Consider the following 18,419-nt stretch of genomic DNA (forward strand, 5'->3'; position numbering starts at 1 on the left):
GTGAACATGGCCAAGGAAGAACTGCTCGAATTTCCCGGTGTCGTTAAGGAACTCCTGCCGAACGCGACATTTCTGGTCGAGCTGGAGAACGGCCATACGATCATCGCTCACACGGCAGGTAAGATGCGCAAGAACCGCATCCGCGTTCTGGCTGGCGACAAGGTGCAGGTCGAAATGACCCCCTATGATCTGACCAAAGGTCGGATCAACTATCGCTTCAAGTAAGCGCTGTCGCGCATGACGCGTCCCAAACTGATTCTGGGTTCTGGTAGCCCAAGACGGGCCGAGTTGCTGGGGCAGCTCGGCCTTGTTGCTGACGACATCCGCCCACCGGATGTGGATGAGACGCCCCAAAAGGGCGAGCTTCCGTTGAACTATTGCCGCCGAATTGCCGCCTCGAAAGCCGCTGCGATGACCGTCGCAGCGGACGAGGTCGTTCTGTGTGCCGACACCACCGTGGCGCTGGGGCGCCGCATCATGGGCAAGCCCGAGGACGCTGCGCAGGCCGCCGAGTTTCTGATGTCTTTGTCTGGCCGACGTCACCGGGTCATCACCTCGGTCGTGGTGCGCAATGCCACCGGCACATGGGCGCGTGATGTGGTCACTGAAGTCAAAATGAAGCGCTTATCGAATGAAGAGCTGAACGGTTATCTGGCCACTGGCGATTGGCAAGGCAAGGCGGGTGGCTATGCCATCCAAGGCCCAGCGGGCGCGTTCATCCCATGGATTCAGGGCAGTTATACCGCTGTGGTCGGCCTGCCCGTTGCGGAAACCGCCGGGCTGCTTCAAGCCGCCGGATACCCTCTATACGGAGCAGAGACATGAAGGGCAGCGTGATTGCGCTTGATACCTATGAAGGCCGCATGGCCGCAGCGCAGATCACCGACGGGGCGCTAACCGATCTGCTGATCGAACCGCCCGAAGGCGTGGTGCTGCCCGGTGCAATTTTCCGCGCCATCTGTGATCGCCCCCTAAAGGGCCAAGGCGGTATGATGCTGCGCTTGCCGGGTGGTCAGACCGGGTTTCTACGTCAAGGCAAGGGCCTGAAACCGGGCGAGCGCATTCTGGTGCAGGTCACAGGCTTTGGCGAAGACGGCAAGGCCGTTCCTGTCACGCAAAAGGTTCTGTTCAAAAGCCGCTATGCCATCGTCACCCCCGGCGCGCCCGGCATCAATGTCAGCCGCGCGATTCGCGATGACGAGGCGCGCGTGCGTCTGCTGGAAATCGCGCATGAAGTCATGGGTGACGCGGACGAAGGCCTGATCATTCGATCCGTAGCTGAAAAAGGGTCGGACGATGATGTCGCCGCCGATATTGCCGCGATGCTCGACCTCAGCCGCGCGGTACTGGCTGATTCTGAAGGAGATGCCGAACTTCTGGTCGACGGCCCCGATCCACACGAACTTGCTTGGCGAGAATGGCCTGAGCCGGATCAGCTTGACGCCGCTGAGGGCGCATTCGACCGCCACAACGTGCACGAGATGATCGACGCGGCCCGTGGCGCGTTCGTGCGCCTGTCGGGTGGCGCCTCGATGTTCGTTGAGCCCACCCGCGCGCTTGTGGCCGTAGACGTCAACACCGGCGGAGACACCAGCCCGGCGGCGGGTCTGAAGGCCAACATCGCTGCAGCCCGAGCCCTACCCGCCGCGCTGAGATGCCGGGGCTTGGGCGGCCAGATCGTTGTCGACTTCGCCCCTTGCCCGAAGAAAGACCGCCGCCAGTTGGAGCAGGTCCTGCGCGCTGCACTGAAGGCCGAGGGCATCGAGACCGCGATGGTCGGCTGGACCCAGCTGGGCCTATTTGAACTGCAGCGCAAACGCGAACGCCTGCCCTTGTCGCGCTGTCTGGAGGATCGCTAATGGCTTGTCCGATCTGCGAAAAAGACACTGATCCCAAATATCGCCCCTTCTGTTCGAGGCGCTGCGCAGACGTTGATCTGGGCCGCTGGTTGAACGGGTCGTATGCCGTCCCCGCCGACAACCCCGAAGATCTGGATGAAGCCGCCGAAGCCATGTCTCAGGCCCTTTCACGCGAAACTTTGAAGCCGCACTGAAAAACCTTCGAAAAACGTTCTTTTCCCTCTGGACACCGCCGACCCCCACGACTAAAACGCGCCCACCCGAACGATAAAACGTTCACCCGTGCCCGGGTAGCTCAGGGGTAGAGCAGTGGATTGAAAATCCTCGTGTCGGTGGTTCGATTCCGCCCCCGGGCACCACTACTTCTTAAAGTATTGATGAATAACAATGCCTTAGGAGGTTCGACTTTTCCTTCGAGGCCATTTTGTGGACCATTTATTGCGTCCTCGATTATTCGGGCGAATCCAAACAAGGCCCACTCAACCAAAGGATCGAACGAGTAGTTCTGATGTTAAAGTGCAAGAAAATTCCGGTGGATCTCTCTACCATTGAATACGCATTCCAACTGTAAGGCTACGCTTTCCCCTTCGAGAACCCGAACCAACACAGCTAATGCAAGGAAATAACTCTACAACCTGATAACAGAAACGACATTTTGTATCCGCGCCCAAGTAGTTCGTTTATTAGCGATGCATTCGATCAACGAGGTAGTTCAATCCCAAGAGCGTGACATACATTAGGCTGGAACATAGCCAAAAGTAGATAAAGATGCCCAAGAGGGCCAGACAATCCAGATTGCTGGTAAGGAACGTTGAAAACTGAAGTTCAAACGCCACCAATTCGTAGATTGATCCAATCCCAAAAACAGCAATCGACATCCCCGTGCAGTATCCGAAAACCGCACAAAGGAATTGGCGCCTTCTAAGGCTTACGCCGCCTGCAAAAATTCTCCTTCCTACAATTTCCTCCTCGAGGCGCGGGCTTTGAAATGTTGCCACAGCGGCCAGCGCAGCAATGTAGAAACCAACAAGCATCGCGAGCAGAGAATTGACCCGAACGAGAAGGTTTTTATCACCTTCAAAAATGAAGTTGAGATCAAGGCACCATACTAGGCCGGTACCAATGATGGCGGTGACTGTTGGATAGTACCACTGGTACCATCTCAAGTTACTACTCAACCATGCCTTCGGGGTTCGCCGTGCACCCTGCTCCTCTTTGAGAGCCAGAAAGCGAAGTACCGTGAAGAGCTTCTGATGTCCTAGCATCAGGCTCATTGCGGCAACTTATATTGACCGAATAGGCCTTCGATCTTTTCGAACATGTCAGGCCGGGGGCTCTGATAAAACTGCGGAAGCGGCTCTTCAAAACCGCTAACCTGCTCATTGGCTACGAAAAAGGATCCTAGAATGTCTCCGTTTGGATCAACCTCAGTTTGCTTAATTTGCCCGAATGCAGTCTTGATCCTGACCAGCATCTTGGCATTTTCGTCATATCCGTGATTTCGAGACCAACCAGTCAGGTGCTCAAACCATGTTCGCCCCTGCTCTTCCGACACCTTCTTTTGAAGTCTAAATTTTGCGCTGAGAAAGCTCTCTGCTTCCTCGCCATCCTCATCAGAGCCGTTGAGGAATACCTTTTCCTCCTTCACAAACTCGACATCCTGAATTGTGCCTGTCCGCAAAACGTCTTTGAGTAATTTAGACTTGTAGCCGAAAATTTCGACGATGCCAAAGACCGACTGAGCTTGCTTATGCTCGTTCTCATATTCGATCTTGAAATTCTCATCCTTCAGCAACCACCGCAAATAGGCCTCCACCGCTTTGATGTGAATGCCCGAAGCACGTTCAATTAGGATCATGTGATGACCATTCGCCTCCGGATCTGACCTGATGACGATATGGCTAGAATACGGAATACCCTCGTTCTCTTCTTTTTCAACTTCACGGGTATCCGTTGTATCGAAATCTACAAAGGAAGGGTTGCTGACGTCCTTGTCGCCGAAATGAAGTAGGAACCGAATTGTCGAGTTCGTGCGCTTGACGTCAGAGCACCAGAGCATTTTTTCATCTTCAGCGCCCAAAAGCTTCTTTTGTGTTTCGTCCTCCTCTCTTTTTTCGAGCAAGGAAAAAAGATGGTCCAACGGGAAACTATTGGGGGCGTCCTTGCGCCGTTTCTCACAGCGGAGTGCCATCTCGGCTACATAAATCCATCTCAACTTGTTTGAAATCGCCATCGGTTCTCTAACTTCTAAGTTTTTGCTAAGCCCTGATAGCATTTTGGAAACTTCACACAACCTTAACGCGCACCCCCTAGAGGCATTTTTGCAACCGTGCTAGGGTCTTAAGTCGATGCTTTGAATGTGGAAAACCAATTGAATGCTCAATTCATGAAAGTGACATTGCAAACCTCGGAAAAACAGTAGAGCAACTAACCTATCCATATTAACAACAATCACCGTGCAATGTCCTGCACACGCGTCATACCTTAGTCTACATTGATATTTATCACTGCCAGTTGCGGACTGCGATTACAGAACGATCAAGGCGGCAGTTTCACGGATCTTTTTAGTCCACTGGATGGTCTCGAAGCGGCGCCAATTGGTTGTTTGCAATCCTACACGCTCATTAAGTCTGGCACGTAAATCTGCCTGAGCGGAATCATCGTTCTGTATCGTGGGGACAGATCGCCATAGTGTTTCACCACGAGTTCAAACAACTGCTCCCCATCGATCAACCTCAGCTTGGAGAGGTTCCGTTCTGACAGGCGGGTTTTCCGGTCGTAAGCACCTAAAGTAACAAACAGGCCGTATTCCCCTTCTACAAGCGTTCCGAGAAGCTCCCTGACCTGCGTCTCGTTGATTTGATTTGTGGTGCGTTTGCACTGCACCTTGATGATGGGAGGCTCGAACCCTAGCTTGTCGTTATGGGCGATGACGTCCACCCCACCATCCGCCGACTTCTGGGTCACGCGGACGGTATAACCCATGCATCCCAGAAGATGTGCTATGAAGTGCTCAAACTCGTGGCCTGACAATTGCGAGTGTATGCGCTTGATAACAAAGTCTTGTGCCGTTTCTTCCGCTTGTCGCGTTACTGTACTGGAAACGCTCTCGTCGTCTGGGGGCGTCTCCTCAGTATCAGTGACTTCTGCGAACTGAGAAGGGTCGGCTTTGGCAAGAAAATCGGCGGCATGGTTCTTCACCAAGAACAACGTCAAAAAAGAACCGACTTCATATAATGCCGATTGGCTGAAGTCGCTTCGAGGAAAGTGACCGAGCCATCGGACTTTCCTTGAATTCGGGTATTCATCGTTCCCACCATCAATGTTGGGCGCGTACTCCGTCTCCCCGGTGAACTGTCCGATGTTGATCATGCGATCATGTTTTGAGGGATAGACCACGTAATCCCCCGCTTTGATCTCGTGCACGAAGCGGAAGACGACTCCAGCCTCCACAGGAACCGCCCCCTGTTTCTTCTCCGGATAGGCAGCGCTAATGGCTTTCTTGATCTTGCCACGGTCTTTTGGAAGCGTGCTGATGTCACCCAGTTCTGCCCAACCGATGGACACCCGGAAGTTGTCGATAGCATCAGCGCCGACACCGTGCGGCATGTGAATTCCCCAAACCTTTGCCATACTCTTTCCTCTTTCTCGTCCGTCTCTACGCCGCGAAGCGTCCCTCTTCGATCATGTCGGCCTGTCCCAGCGCTACGAGACTTTCAAGAAGAGGCTGAATACGGGTCGGCCCAGCACCCTTGAAGCGACGGCTGATTTCGGTGGGCGTGGCTTCGCCCATCTCGCCCAGAGCTTCGCGGACAGCGGCGATCTGGTCAGGCAGGGCCTTGGGCCACGGAACCGTGATCTTGGCCGCTGGTGCGGCTTCTAGGTCCATCTCAGAATTCTTCCCTTTTGCAGCCCGCTTGCCTTCTGGGTTCTGGTACTCTGGACGCAGCCACCGGATGTGCCCTTTCGCCTCTTCTTCCGCTCGCTCCTTGTTGAGCGCCACCAGTCGGAAAAGGATGTCGTCGTCAGATAAGTCTGCGGGCCAGCCGTATGCATCAGCGACAGCCTCATCGATCTGATCATGCATATCCTTGAGAATGCCAACCAAACCTTGCTCGTATATTTCTTTATCCTTACCTTCGACTGCCTCGCCCGCGTGGAGTTTATCCAACACGTTGTAAATCTTAGTCAGGGTTAGCTTGGGATATGCTGCTTGCCGCGCTTTACGATGGGTGTCTAGCTTTTCGCCCAACGTGCGTAGGCGCTTTGTTTGATCATTTGTAGCATCGGGAAAGGGAAATGGATCAAAACATAGGCTATTGTTGTAGCGGGGATCATTTCCAACTCCCATCCACCCGCACGTCGCCAGAGAAAACGCCTTGTGTTGGCGAGAGGACAAAATCGCCAACAGTGCGTAATCGGTGTCACCGACAACTACAACTTCGCTTTCTGGCAGATTCTCGCAAGATTGAAGCTGAAAGATACGATGTTTCGCAGTTCGAGAAGTTACGATCATACTGTTCAATCCACGCGTCGCGGCACGATAGCTACGGCTGGGATCTCCAAATACCCACCAGTTCTCACGACGCCATTCGACGTCGTTCTCGTCCCGAACAGGCTTGACCGTATCTAGCACATGCTGGAAAGCCGCAGGATAGCCCAGTCTGGCCTCATCGGCGCTCAATCCCCAAAAATCTATAACCCAACGATGGCGGTGTTTTTGGGTTAGATCGTAACCACCCAAAAATGGGCGAATAACCCTCGCACTAATTGCATCCGTGCCTTCCGCGAGTTGATCAGCTTTCGGTTTTGACAACAAGAAGCCCTTCCCTATCAAGAAAGCCCCTCTGGCCGACAATTTTTTGTTTGCTGTCAAGGAACCCGCTTCAAGGACATCCGCCCCGATCCGAAGGTTGCTGAAGATTCGCCCAGTTTCTTGAGCATATGAAACTCTACGACCAAGAGATTCAGATCGGTCTCGTATCTCTTCGGTAATGGTCTCAAGTGTACCGTTCTTCCGTCCAGCCGAAGCTACTGTCATTGAGATGCGCACGGCTGCACCATAAAGCGCATCAACCCAAGGATGGTCTGGAACTGAGTAGACCAGCGAAAGCGTTTTCTGTGGGTCACGAAGATAAGGCTCCACGATTGCGCGATTTCGAAGTTGTCTAAGGCTATTTGTTGTAATCAAACCAAACCGCCGCGTACCCTTTGAAGTTTTTGGGTTCCATTTCTTTGTGCTGTCGGCAGCTTTTGCCCACCAGTACATCACGAAATCTACGCTATCAGGAATATTTGGATACGCTTTGCGCAATGCTTCGACATATCCGCTACCTAGGTCGTTTTTCTGTTTGCTTCCGCCAATGAATGGTGGATTCCCAATGATAAACTCAGCCGCAGGCCAAAGCGTGGCTTCGGGGTCGGTGTAGTCATACACCTGCACGCGTGCAGAAGGATCTGGCACTTCTTCACCCGTTGCAGGATGGCGCATCGTAGTAGTACCGTCCCAGCGAGTGATAGCGTTTCCGTGTTCATCCAATCGTGGAATTCTTTCGTTCCACTCCAAAACCGCATCACAGTGAACAATATTGTTGAAATCTCGAAGTACCGGTTCAGATGGCGCGGCTTTTCCGTAGGTACGGAAGTGCCACTGCAGGTAGCCGATCCACAAAACGAGTTCTGCTACATTTGCTGCCCATGGATTTAGTTCAAGACCTAAGAACTGATGCGGGTCAATGGTGATCAACAGGTTTTGCTTGTCACCCAATTCGTCCAGAAGCGCCGTCACTTCACCTTCAAGACGCTTCATCATCTCCAAGGCGACATAGAGAAAATTGCCGGAACCGCAAGCCGGATCGAGTACGCGCGTCTGGCAGAGTTTGTCATGGAACGCCCGCACCGTGTCGATTGCGGCGTCCATTCTTCCTTGGTCTGCAAGCGTCAGCGCTGCCGCCTGAACGTCCTTCCAGTCGCCGCGTAGCGGCTCCATGATGGTAGGGACAACCAGTCGTTCTACATATGCGCGGGGTGTGTAGTGCGCACCCAGCTTATGCCGTTGCTTCTTGTCCAGCGCACGTTCTAGCAAGGTGCCGAAAATGGCAGGTTCGACCTGTCGCCAATCTGCCTCCGCTGCTTCGATCAGAAGGGACAATTGGACATTATCCAGCGGCAACGCATCCGCGTCCTTGAACAATCCCCCATTGAAGCGAAGAAGGTCAGTTTTCAGGACCGTCGAAAACCCACCTAAATTCATCGTCTGCCAAAGGGCTTCCAACGTAGGTGCTGCGTGCTGCGGATGTCCGCGTAGCTCGTGAAGGGTCTTGGTGAAGCTCTCCTTAGGGATCAATTCCACATCTTCAGCGAACATGGTGAACAGGCAGCGCATCAAAAAACGTGCGACAGCTTCGCTTGCATGGCCCTGAGCCTCGAAGGACTTGCCCAACTCAGCCAAATGGCTGGCGATCTCACGTGTGACCTTGGCAGACTGCAACGCCGGGTCCAGCGACATGGGATCATCCCATATGGCGCACAACAGGTCCCGTGTTTCTTCTTCTCGCAAATCGTCCAGCTTGATCCGATACCGGTTGCCGTCCGGGAACTGGCTGTAGCCTTGCCCCTGACGAGAGAAGTCGGCGTAGAGTTCGATGACGTGCCCTACATCAACGATCATCAAGAAAGGGGGCCAGCCATCTTCCTTGCTGACGGCACGGGCATAACCATCGGCTTGGTTCCGCGCTTTCAACATGGTGTCGTCCCACTTCGCCGATCCACGCATACCGTGACCGATCTGGGTTTTCGGGGCTTCTTCCTCTGTCAGCAACGCGAGCTGGTATTCATCGGCTTTCTTCTGCCGTTCCGCGCCCTGCTTGGCTTCAAGAATGAAACTTCCTTTTCGGTACAGATCGATCCGACCGCGCTTTTTGCGGCCTGTATGAGTGAATGTGACGGGGCGTTCGAAACGGTAATCGTTGTTTTGTCCATCACTGGTCGCAGGCTTCGGAGCTTCGACTCCAAGAAGGGTGGTCAGCTCGCTGGCGAAAATCTGAAAGTTCGCCATCTCACTTCCACCAGAAGGTCGCCACCTTTCAATGAATTCGTTAATTACTTTTTCGTTGGTCATATATGTGCTCGGTCGGAGGGAAACCGTTATCGCGGCTCCATTTTTCATGTGTCTCGAGCACGATAGCCAGTACAACGGCTAGTAGAAAGAGCTTTCGTGCGGGCTAACTAGATTCATGTGCAAGTTATATCCTGACTTGCATAGACACACAGGCGACGCTGCCGGAAGCTAATTGTTGGAGGATCATACTCCCTCACTGGGGCCCATGACCGTTCTTCCACCTAGCTACGAACAGTCCCTTGTGTCTTCTTGTGATCCCTCAATATCCGAAACACTGATGCACGTCCGATCTCTAATTGCTTGGCTATCTCATCGGGCCGGAAACCGCGTTCTTTCAACTTTAGAACTTCGGGGGTTTTCGCTCGCGCAGTGGGTTTTCGCCCCTTGTACTTGCCTTCTCTCTTGGCCTTCGCAATTCCATAAGCCCTGCGTTCGGCAAGACGGTCCCGCTCGAACTGCGCTACTGCCCCCATCATACGCACCAAAAGCATCTGGGTCGGGTCTTTGGGGTCTAGAGGATTGCTCGAGAGGTCAGGCAGAAGCCAAATGACATTCGGATTGGTCGGGTTGGAGATTGCGGCGTCGGCTGCGGCAAGGTCCCTAAAGGCACGATCCATTTTTGCGGCAGATATACAGATGCGCCGCTCAGGCGTTGCCTCGCGATTTGCTTTGGCGAGCATATCTTCAAAAACAGGACGCGTTCCACGCGTACTCGCTTCTTCCATGTTCAAGTTCTCATGAGAAACACCTAACGCTTTGAGCGTTGCTATCTGTTCCTCCCATCCAGCGGCTTGAGTTTCGCGATCCACAGAAACCCTAACGTATCCCCACTGCTCCATCTCTCCACACCTCCGTATCATACGTTTCTAAGAGTCATGATACTGTATCAATAGGATGATTCGATAGTAATTATGATACTATTCTCGAACATATCTCGCTGTTCATCTGAGGACGTCCCTATTGATACAAAAATTTTCAGCCCAGACAGTATTGGGATCCGGCCTAGAGAAAGTCTGGGATGTGTTAGGGCTTTGCTCTGTCATTGGTAATTTTTTTTTTGGCTTCCTTGCAACTCAGATGTTCGGGCCGTTGTGAAGGTGTGAAGGTGGTAGGGCGCATTGATCGGAGGAAGAACTATTAAGCATTCTGTATTCCATAGATAAACAGGGAGCCCTTCCTACTAGATTCCGCCTTATTCGTCACATCTTCACAAATTTATCTTAACTAGTTTAAGCCATTGGAAATCTCTGACGAACTTCGTGAAGTTTCGTGAAGGAGTGGAGACGATTTATGGGAAAGAACTTGTAAAAACAATGTTTTAGGTTGGTCGCAATCGTCACGCAGATGCGGAAAGGGCCGCCAAATGCGGCCCCCTTTCATGATCTTATAGTTATGTGATTCTAGTTGCGACGCACCAAAGACCACGGCACCCCGTTCCGATCGCGCTCACCGTTTACAAGCTTGATCTCAATTTCCCGATCTGCGGCATCCCTGATAGCAAAGTACTGGTCTACTCCTCCACCGAGATATTTACCGAAAGAAACGGAATTGTAAGCGAGCACACCATCAGCATCACGGTCGCGCTTAACGGGCAGCACAACACCCTCAGCCATAACCATACTAATCAAGCTAAACTCTTCGTTGCCGTCACCAGTCGTGTACATATTCATTAACCGAGCGCTGCTGTTTTCCCTATTGGCCGACAAATACCAAGCCTGAATAAACTGGTGCAGCGGATCGTCGTCATCGGAAGCGGCAAGACGTGAGATTTCGTCACGGTTCTTCTGGAAGTTGATGACCCCAACAGAGTGCAGGATGCCGCCCATGGTACGGTACCAATTTTCGAAGGATGCGAGGGGCTTTCCTTCCAGTTCCGGACTGCCAACTGACCGCCAGTATGCGATGATAGTCAAGCAGGCGGCAATCAACTCTCCCCTGTGTTCGAGGACGTAACCCTTGAGGTCGTCGATCTCGAAACCATCGCGCTGGTCAGGCTTTGCCATCTTGGCGTCGATACGAATTAAGGAGAGGCGGCGCTGAAGTTCGTCTGAGAACTTCGGATTGTTGCCAGTAAAAATGGCTATCGAATTGTTGGCAATCGTACGTTCGCCAGAGCGCCCCAAAACACGATCAGTCCACTTGGTACTCGTAAGCAAGCTAGCCACAACAGGACTGTCGATGTCCGCAGTAATGTTGTCGTAAAGAAGCGTTGCCTTCTGTGTCTGCAAGGCGCTGAAAAGAGCCTTGCGGCGCTCATCTTCGTTGGTAGTGAGCGGTGGACGGATTTCGGTAGTGCCATCGAGGATAATCTGGATGACTTCCGCCAACAGCGTAGCGCCCGTTCCACGCTTCGGCTTGGTAAGAAGATGTGCCGGAACCGGACCGTCAATGAGAGGCCTGCAAAACGGGGTAAGGAGCAGTGCAAGCGTGTTTGCAAGCGAGGGTGAGGGCGTCGTCAAGTTGACCGTGCGGTTATTGCCATCAAAGGGGAAATCACTGAGCAGGTAGAGAAGCTTGTTCAACGCCTCAATGGCCTGTTTCTTGGTCGGCTTACTAGGCACATTAGGAATCTTCAGACCCGGCGGAATGTCGAGGAAAAGGTTTGAGCCCCGATTGTAGCCTGCGTTCTGGGCAAGGTTGCCTTCCTTATCGAAGGTCGGAACGTGGATCATAGCTGAGAGATACGGCACCGGCAGAAGAGGATCAGAAAAAATGGTTTCGGCTACGACCTTAGGTGCTGCGTCGGAGATGATATTATTCTCTCCTGCTTCCTTCAGGTAAGGGGCCTGCTTGTTAAGTACGTAATTGAAGCTCTTCTGATTGAGGATTTCGAGGTGAGTTTCTGCCTCTTCCGGCACATAGATAAGGCGCACCAGTTCGGTGCCGTGCCGAAAGATGTCCGGTGAGTACATGCTGTTGGCCGCCTTAAGCTGGGTCAGCCCGTACTTTACAAGATCAACGTAGCCATCCTGATTGGTGACGTTCTTTGCGCGCTCATTCCGGTGCTTGGCATCGGTTTCCGCCTGCAGTTCTGCCTCACAAACCTTACGGAGATTGTTAAGCCAGCGAGACTTGAAGCAAGTCCACTTTTCGGCGATGCAATCGAGAACCTGAGCAAACTGAGCTTCATCCGTATTTGCCTTGACCAATCCGGTCAAAATCTGGGCGAGTTCAAAGTTCGTCGGTGCTACTTCCTTGTTCTCAATCCACCTGAGTGCTGAGGTGAACATCTGTGAATGAACCTTGCGAAGCTGCTCAAGCTGCGCTCCGGAGAAGTTGCCCCGCACTGCCTTAGCGCCATCTGAAAGCTTAATGCGACCCAGAGTGGGTGCGAGCCCGCTAGACGCGGGCGAGTAATCAAGCATGTAATTTTCCTTTGAGAGTTGACCTTTTTCAGGTCGGTTTTGGGCATGCTTGCCAAGGCAATAAATCATTCCAAAGACAAGCATGCTTTTGTTAATCTTCTAGCTTGTTAGAGTGTCCGGCGATGAATGTTAGGCGGCATTCATCCAGTCGGTAAGATCGACATCATCCAAACGCACAGGAATCACCACAATATCCGGCGCAGCATTGCCATAGACTCCGGCACCAGTTTCGACCGCGCCCAACAGTTCGAGGGCGTGAATCGCCTTCTGTTCATTCGCTCCGGTAGCCTTCTTCACGTCCTTGATGCTCACCCGCCAGAGATCCCTACCGATCTCATTAAAATAGTCACTAAGCTCCTGAGCGAGGCGCATCACCTCGTGAGCTGCAATGGGGTTCAAGTGGGTCATAATCCAGCAGTGGGCCTCCAGACCGCGCTGACGGGCATTCATTGCATCTTCATCATTGGGGAGACCCAGTGCATCACACTGGGCGTTGTAGATCTGCGACCGTTCGCGGCGCGTAAGTTCGATCATCATCGATTACTCCTTGTCAATTTCGCCTGCTGGGGGATAGGCGTCGGAGCTGGCAGGCACGGGATCCGAAACGCGATTTATGGGTTGGCGGGTGCTGGTTGGGTTGCGTGAAGGAGCGCCCGCACATTTGGTCTACCTCCAAAAACGCAATTCTCGAGGGGGCCTGAAAAATGGGGTCACGGCGCTTTTGCGCAATATATGCTAAGTTTGCATGTATATTGTGACTGGTGACGCACTGACCCCTAGCTATAGTGTCCTAAACTGGGGTTTTTAGCCGAATTATTTGGTTCAAAGTAATCCTGAAGTCGTCTCAAGTGAGAATTCTGAGCTGTGGATGGTACCTACTGAAGGCGGCCTACCACAGTGGAATACACCGTAGAGTGAAAGCCAGATGGCGCTTCCTTCAGTGGTGTACCCACTGGCTGATCGTAACGCTTGTTACTTTTCCAGCTCGTCGAGGACGCGCGCCTCCAAATAGGTGTCGAGCTCACCGGAACGCGCTAACTCAAGGCGATGAGCGGGGCGCATTGAAGTCTGGATTTCTGACAGGATCTTCAACCGCAGTTCTTCGTTGCTGAACCGAAGGTTGCGCTGGGCAAGATCGTCCTTACCAACCATTTCGCGTGCAATTTCATCCCACCCATCGATGCTATCTGGAATTTCTTCGACCATGGCGCCTTCAAGAAAGGCGAGGACGTCGGGGCGCAAGATCAGATCCTGAGTAAGCTTACGACAGATGATGGGTGCCAACTTGGTTCCATAACAGCGGGCCAACGCCACTTCGAAGGAGTGCCGCAATCCATCCAACTTGATTGCTTGAGTAGCAGTCAGTCCTGCCTCAAGAGCTTCAACATGGTTCAAGCAATTACCCAAGGATATCCCCCTTCCTCGAAAAGCCTGCCGAGCTGCTCACGGCTTGCACCAATCAGCTTAGCGCGATGCAAGACAGCCCCAATGGTATAGAGCCGAGTGCGCCCACCTCCCTGTTTAGAAGAAGTAGAAAGAATATAGGGTAGCGGATAAGGGCGGTTCAGGAGGCGGTTCGCACGGCCGTATGAAATACCCAGTGCCGCTGCGATATTTGCAGTGGTCAACATAATATAGTCCGTTAGTGATGTGATAACTTCGCACCCCCGGTGCGCCGGTGGAATTCCCCGAATTCCACCAGATAAATACATCCTAGCTAAAAAGCGCAAAAAAGTCGAGAAACACCGTCAAAACGGGTCAAGCCATTTCTACTGGCATTCACGAATTCCTCACTGCAACTCTCAGTGCAAAGTTGCTGTAGTAATCCTCGACGGTCGCCTAAGGATAGTTTGGGCCACCCCCTACCCCCCCTTTGGGTCCCTTAAAAAGGTTTTACAGCAAGATCGAAAAAGCCTGACTGATCGAGTAAGTATGGCTATCACGCACAGCTCATTCAGCTTGCCAGTCTACCTTTTGCCCACGGGCCCAACGCTCCACTTCTTCCAATGTGCGGTCACCAACGGGTTCCGCTATGGCGGCCATTCTGGCACGGTGTAATGACTTTCTACGGACTTGACTCGTCGCATATTCCGCCCACTCGTCAAGAATAGCACGTCGTTGACGTAAGAGACCTGCCCGATTGTATGCACGCTCTTGCTTTGTCAGAACGTCATGCTGAATGCTCATCTCAACTAGCCGATCATTGTGCTCCCGCTCTCCGACCATAAACGTCGAGAACGTCGCTCGCAGTCCGTGTGCAACAGCAAATCGGTTGGGGGTTGTAGAGGGCCACTGGTCGCGCTTTAGACGGTTGGTCAAGAAGTTAATGTGGAAGGAATGCTCATCGTTCCGTGCTTTTGGATTGGGAAAGACGAGGTCGCCGCTCCCTTTAAACGCAAAATTTCTTGCGCGTTTCAGGATGTCAATCGCAGGCTGCGAGAGCGGGGCAGCAAACGGGCTGCCGTTCTTGATGTCTTCTGGTGGAATATTCCATACCTTTTCTTTGAAATCGACATCCGACCAAGTCATGTGAATGACATTTGCGACCCTCGGGAGCGTCAGGAGATAGAAAGCAAGAGCGCTATCAACGATGCTGCTGTCCAATGACGCCCACAATTTTGGAAGATCCTTCCAATCCAGAGCCGGATGATGCCCCTCGTCGCGACGCTTTTTGATAACCTTTTTGCGGGGGAGCTGTATTTTGGCGTCTTCGACTATTTTGGTATTCACACGCTCGTCCTCAGCGGATGCGTACTGCAATGCCATCTTTAAACGGGTGAAGACCTTGTCCCCAGTTTGGGGCATTTCAATGTAGACTGGACCAAGTTTGTCGACGATCATCTGTGTCGTGAGGTCAGCAACACCTATGCTTCCGATTGCGGGAATGATGTGATTTGCCACAGGTGACCACCACCTCCCTGCGGATCCTCCACCTTTGAGCGTGTGTTTTTTCTTTTCGAAAAGTTCGCTGAGAGCTTGCTCGATAGTACGCCCACGTCGGATTGCCTGACGCCTATGCTGTAGTGGGTCAATTCCTTCAGCAGCCAAGCTTCGCGCGCTGTCAGCTAGCTCTCGAGCTCTAGCAAGTGAAATTGTTGGGTATGGGCCTAGGCCCATCTTGGGGCGTTTCTTATCTTTGCGCCCTTTGATGGTATATCTAAGATGCCAGCTCGCCGAAGATGTCGAACGAATTTCACAATACAGTCCGGCACCATCATGATAGGTGCCGGGAGTCTTTCCGCGGAGTTCCGCATCTGTAAGAAGGTACTTTACCATGGACCATTCTATGGACCATATTTACTGCATTGAAAAGTCGGCGTTTCTCAGTTTCCCAATAAATAACTGAAATAGTGAAGATTTGATAGTGCTCTTCTACCTATCAGTATTTGTGTGATTCCGCCCCCGGGCACCATTAAATCAATTAAAAACATATACTTAATTATGTTCAGGATGTGTATAGCGCGCACCTTCGTTAGTCTGGGTGTCGTCTGGGTGCTTGGAAGTAACTAGTCGGGTGAAGGGGATAAGAGGCCTCTGACCCACTGCCCCGCCCCTAATCCACTATTCGATTTCACTAGCTTGCGCTGAAGACAGACTTCTCCACGCTGAGCTTAACCAAAACTTTTTCGAAAAAAGACAGATATTCACCTGCTGTGGTGGACAATCAGGAAGCACAATCTTACCAAACCAAAATCGATCGGCTTTGACCTGCATTCTGCTTTCTCGTGAAAGCAATGGAGATCACCTTTTAGGCACCTGTTCTTCAAAACGGCGGAATAGCAGCGTGATCAGTCCTGCAATCATCATGTAGAACACCGCCAGCAACAGCAGGGGTTCATAGACAATGAATGTATCTGCGCGAACGCGGGATGAGACCGAGTAGATTTCCACAACTGTAATTGTGGCCACCAGAGGGGTTGCCTTCAGTTGGAGGATGGTTTCTCCGCCCAAGGTTGGTAGCACATTGCGGATCGCCTGTGGCAACCAGATGCGCCGAAACATTGTGAAACGGGGCATTCCAAAAGCGTTGGCGGCCTCGAGCTGTCCTCTGTTCACACTGGAGAATGCCCCGCGCATGACTTCACCCTCATAGCCGGCATAAGACAGGGTCAAAGCCAAAACGGCGTAGGGCCAGGCTTGTCGCAAATAGGGCCAAAGCTCGCTTCCGCGGATCCAGGGAATTTGTGGGAACAGGGATCCAAGCCCGTAATACAGAAGCCAGATCTGCAGCAGCAGCGGTGTGCCTCGGATGATCGTGCAAAACAGTTTTGCAGGAGCGGACAGATACCAGGGGCCAACGGCCTGGGCGAGCCCCAGAGGGATCGCCAGCATGAAGCCCAGAACAGAGGTCAAGATCAAAATCCAGATCGTGCGCCACAAGCCCTCGACCGCAAGGGGAGCATATTGGGGGACCCAGTCCCATCGCAGTGCAAAGGCGCACCAGATCACCAGCCCGGTAAAGATGGCCATCAGCACAATGCGGTGGGGTTGCAATAGGGCGCGCCACTGGGTCATTTATGTGCTCCCCGCAAAGAGGGTTGCCCGCGACGGGCCCATTTCTCGATCCGGGCGAATACGGCTCCGGAGAAAAGAGTAACGATCAGGTAAAGCGCGCCCGCTGCCAGAAAGAACGTGAAATAGGCACGGGTGCTGGCCGCAGCCTGACGGGTTTCCAGCGTGAGCTCGCTAAATCCTACAATGGCCAAAAGCGCGGTGTCCTTAGTGGCGATCAGCCACAGGTTTGCAAGTCCCGGTGTTGCATAGGACATCATCGCCGGGATGGTCACCCTACGCATCAACATGAATGGGGGCATGCCGAAGGCGCGTGCCGCTTCAATCTGCCCCTGTGGGACCGCTTTAATCGCGCCGCGCAATACTTCGGTCGCATAGGCGCCCTGAACAATACCAAGCACCCAGATGCCCGCGACCACGCCGCTGATTTCCACCCGACCATATCCAAGCATTTGGGATGCTTTGTTGATGAGGTCAGTGCCTACATAATAGAGGATCAGGATCAAAACGAGTTCTGGTACGGCGCGGATCACCGTGGTGTAGATCGCAAGAAGGTCACGGATGACCACCCCGCCATAAAGCTTGCCGGACGCGCCGAAGAGGCCAATCAGCAACCCAAAACCGAAAGCTCCGAACGCGATTTGCAGTGAATTGGCGAGGCCGCGCAAAAGGTTGCCTCCCCACCCCGGAGGGTTGAGAGACAACAGCTCTGCACTAGCGGCCAAACCAAGAGTTTCCAGGATCAAATCCACAGCTTTGCTTTATTCGCTGTAGATGCTGGTGGTGAAGTAGCGCGAGGTGATCTCGGCATGGGTGCCATCAGCCAGAACGGCGGCAATGCCCGCGTTCAGGCTATCCCGCAGCGCGTCGTCGCCTTTACGAACACCGGCACCAACGCCACGGCCCAGAATGCTTTCGTCATTCGCAACCGGACCTTTGATTTCACAGCATGAACCTGTGTCGGAGCCAACAAAATCGGCCATCGCGATACTGTCGGCCTGCGTGGCATCGATGCGCCCGGCAAACAGGTCCTGGTTTGCTTCGTCCTGAGTCTGATAGACGCGGATTTCAGCGGCGTCGCCGAAATAGGCGTTGGCGTAGGCCTGGTGGATGGTTGATGCCTGAATGCCGATGATTTTACCCGCCAGAGATTCCGGTGTCGGTGCGATGTCCATCGACTTGTCAGCGACGATCACAGCTGGCGTGTTGTAATAGGGATCGCTGAAGTCGATGGTCTTCAGGCGCTCTTCCGTGATCGACATCGAGGCCATGATCGCATCAATCTGCTGCCCGGTCAGCGAAGGGATGATACCATCCCAAGCAACAGGGGTGATCACGCAGTCGAGATTGGCTGCGGTACAGATCGCGTCAATGACCTCGACTTCCCAGCCAACCCAAGTTCCAGAGGCATCCAGAGATGCAAACGGCGGATAAGGTTCTGCTGCGATGCCGATCTTCACTTCTTCAGCGGAAGCCGCGCCTGTTGTCATCATGGCGGTCGCAAGGCCCAGGGCCACCAGTGCTTTCGTTTTCATTCAATCTCTCCCTTGGTTGATTTGATGT

At 53.0% G+C, this 18,419-nt stretch carries 16 protein-coding genes, 1 tRNA gene and 1 pseudogene; 5 read left to right on the forward strand and 13 right to left on the reverse strand.

Annotated elements, in window-relative coordinates; genetic code table 11:
• The first annotated feature begins 6 nt into the window (after positions 1-6).
• The 5 genes from infA (at position 7) to G0Q00_RS09555 (ending at position 2,218) form a co-directional block, all read left to right on the forward strand.
• Positions 7-225 (forward strand): translation initiation factor IF-1, encoded by a 219-nt coding sequence (gene infA / locus G0Q00_RS09535; protein WP_008186030.1) that lies wholly within the window; start codon positions 7-9, stop codon positions 223-225.
• 12 nt (positions 226-237) lie between these two features.
• Positions 238-825, forward strand: a complete 588-nt coding sequence (locus G0Q00_RS09540) for a nucleoside triphosphate pyrophosphatase (protein WP_163038742.1) — start codon at positions 238-240, stop codon at positions 823-825.
• Positions 822-1,859 carry a ribonuclease E/G gene (locus tag G0Q00_RS09545; RefSeq protein WP_163038744.1) on the forward strand — a complete coding sequence of 346 codons (1,038 nt, stop codon included), beginning with the start codon at positions 822-824 and terminating at the stop codon, positions 1,857-1,859. The genes G0Q00_RS09540 and G0Q00_RS09545 overlap by 4 nt, the downstream gene beginning before the upstream one ends.
• On the forward strand, positions 1,859-2,053 hold the full coding sequence (locus tag G0Q00_RS09550) for a DNA gyrase inhibitor YacG (RefSeq protein ID WP_163038746.1): 195 nt from the start codon (positions 1,859-1,861) through the stop codon (positions 2,051-2,053). The genes G0Q00_RS09545 and G0Q00_RS09550 overlap by 1 nt, the downstream gene beginning before the upstream one ends.
• A gap of 90 nt (positions 2,054-2,143) precedes the next feature.
• Positions 2,144-2,218: transfer RNA gene (locus G0Q00_RS09555), tRNA-Phe, on the forward strand.
• A 324-nt stretch (positions 2,219-2,542) separates the two neighbouring features.
• Here the strand turns inward: G0Q00_RS09555 and G0Q00_RS09560 are convergent.
• The 13 genes and pseudogenes from G0Q00_RS09560 to G0Q00_RS09615 all read right to left on the reverse strand — a co-directional run bounded on the left by G0Q00_RS09560 (position 2,543) and on the right by G0Q00_RS09615 (position 18,391).
• The gene (locus G0Q00_RS09560; RefSeq protein ID WP_163038747.1) at positions 2,543-3,133 is read right to left on the reverse strand and encodes a hypothetical protein; all 591 of its coding nucleotides are present in this window, start codon (positions 3,131-3,133) and stop codon (positions 2,543-2,545) included.
• The gene (locus tag G0Q00_RS09565) at positions 3,130-4,050 is read right to left on the reverse strand and encodes a hypothetical protein (protein ID WP_163038749.1); all 921 of its coding nucleotides are present in this window, start codon (positions 4,048-4,050) and stop codon (positions 3,130-3,132) included. The genes G0Q00_RS09560 and G0Q00_RS09565 overlap by 4 nt, the downstream gene beginning before the upstream one ends.
• A gap of 422 nt (positions 4,051-4,472) precedes the next feature.
• Positions 4,473-5,492, reverse strand: coding sequence for a restriction endonuclease (locus tag G0Q00_RS09570; RefSeq protein WP_203564968.1), 1,020 nt, complete (start codon positions 5,490-5,492; stop codon positions 4,473-4,475).
• Positions 5,493-5,517: 25 nt separating this feature from the next.
• A complete protein-coding gene (locus tag G0Q00_RS09575) occupies positions 5,518-8,979 on the reverse strand; it encodes a class I SAM-dependent DNA methyltransferase (RefSeq protein ID WP_163038751.1) in 3,462 nt (1,153 codons plus the stop codon).
• Positions 8,980-9,200: 221 nt separating this feature from the next.
• Positions 9,201-9,818 (reverse strand): recombinase family protein, encoded by a 618-nt coding sequence (locus G0Q00_RS09580; RefSeq protein ID WP_163038753.1) that lies wholly within the window; start codon positions 9,816-9,818, stop codon positions 9,201-9,203.
• A gap of 561 nt (positions 9,819-10,379) precedes the next feature.
• Positions 10,380-12,344, reverse strand: coding sequence for a hypothetical protein (locus tag G0Q00_RS09585; RefSeq protein ID WP_163038755.1), 1,965 nt, complete (start codon positions 12,342-12,344; stop codon positions 10,380-10,382).
• A 129-nt stretch (positions 12,345-12,473) separates the two neighbouring features.
• On the reverse strand, positions 12,474-12,881 hold the full coding sequence (locus G0Q00_RS09590; RefSeq protein ID WP_163038757.1) for a hypothetical protein: 408 nt from the start codon (positions 12,879-12,881) through the stop codon (positions 12,474-12,476).
• 435 nt (positions 12,882-13,316) lie between these two features.
• Complete coding sequence (locus tag G0Q00_RS09595; protein WP_163038758.1) at positions 13,317-13,739, reverse strand: hypothetical protein; 423 nt, start codon at positions 13,737-13,739, stop codon at positions 13,317-13,319.
• Positions 13,740-14,294: 555 nt separating this feature from the next.
• Positions 14,295-15,185 (reverse strand): site-specific integrase, encoded by an 891-nt coding sequence (locus G0Q00_RS09600; protein ID WP_239058409.1) that lies wholly within the window; start codon positions 15,183-15,185, stop codon positions 14,295-14,297.
• A 174-nt stretch (positions 15,186-15,359) separates the two neighbouring features.
• A pseudogene (locus G0Q00_RS15990) lies at positions 15,360-15,620 on the reverse strand (Arm DNA-binding domain-containing protein); the annotation flags it as partial.
• 465 nt (positions 15,621-16,085) lie between these two features.
• A complete protein-coding gene (locus G0Q00_RS09605; RefSeq protein WP_163038762.1) occupies positions 16,086-16,859 on the reverse strand; it encodes an ABC transporter permease in 774 nt (257 codons plus the stop codon).
• Positions 16,856-17,602, reverse strand: a complete 747-nt coding sequence (locus tag G0Q00_RS09610; RefSeq protein ID WP_203564991.1) for an ABC transporter permease — start codon at positions 17,600-17,602, stop codon at positions 16,856-16,858. Before G0Q00_RS09610 ends, G0Q00_RS09605 begins: the two co-directional genes overlap by 4 nt.
• Before the next feature lie 15 nt (positions 17,603-17,617).
• Entirely contained in the window at positions 17,618-18,391 is a 774-nt protein-coding gene (locus G0Q00_RS09615; RefSeq protein WP_163038766.1) for a transporter substrate-binding domain-containing protein, read from the reverse strand.
• Positions 18,392-18,419 lie beyond the last annotated feature (28 nt).

Origin of the sequence: Aliiroseovarius sp. PrR006 (genome assembly GCF_010500215.1) — a bacterium.
Lineage (GTDB): Bacteria > Pseudomonadota > Alphaproteobacteria > Rhodobacterales > Rhodobacteraceae > Aliiroseovarius.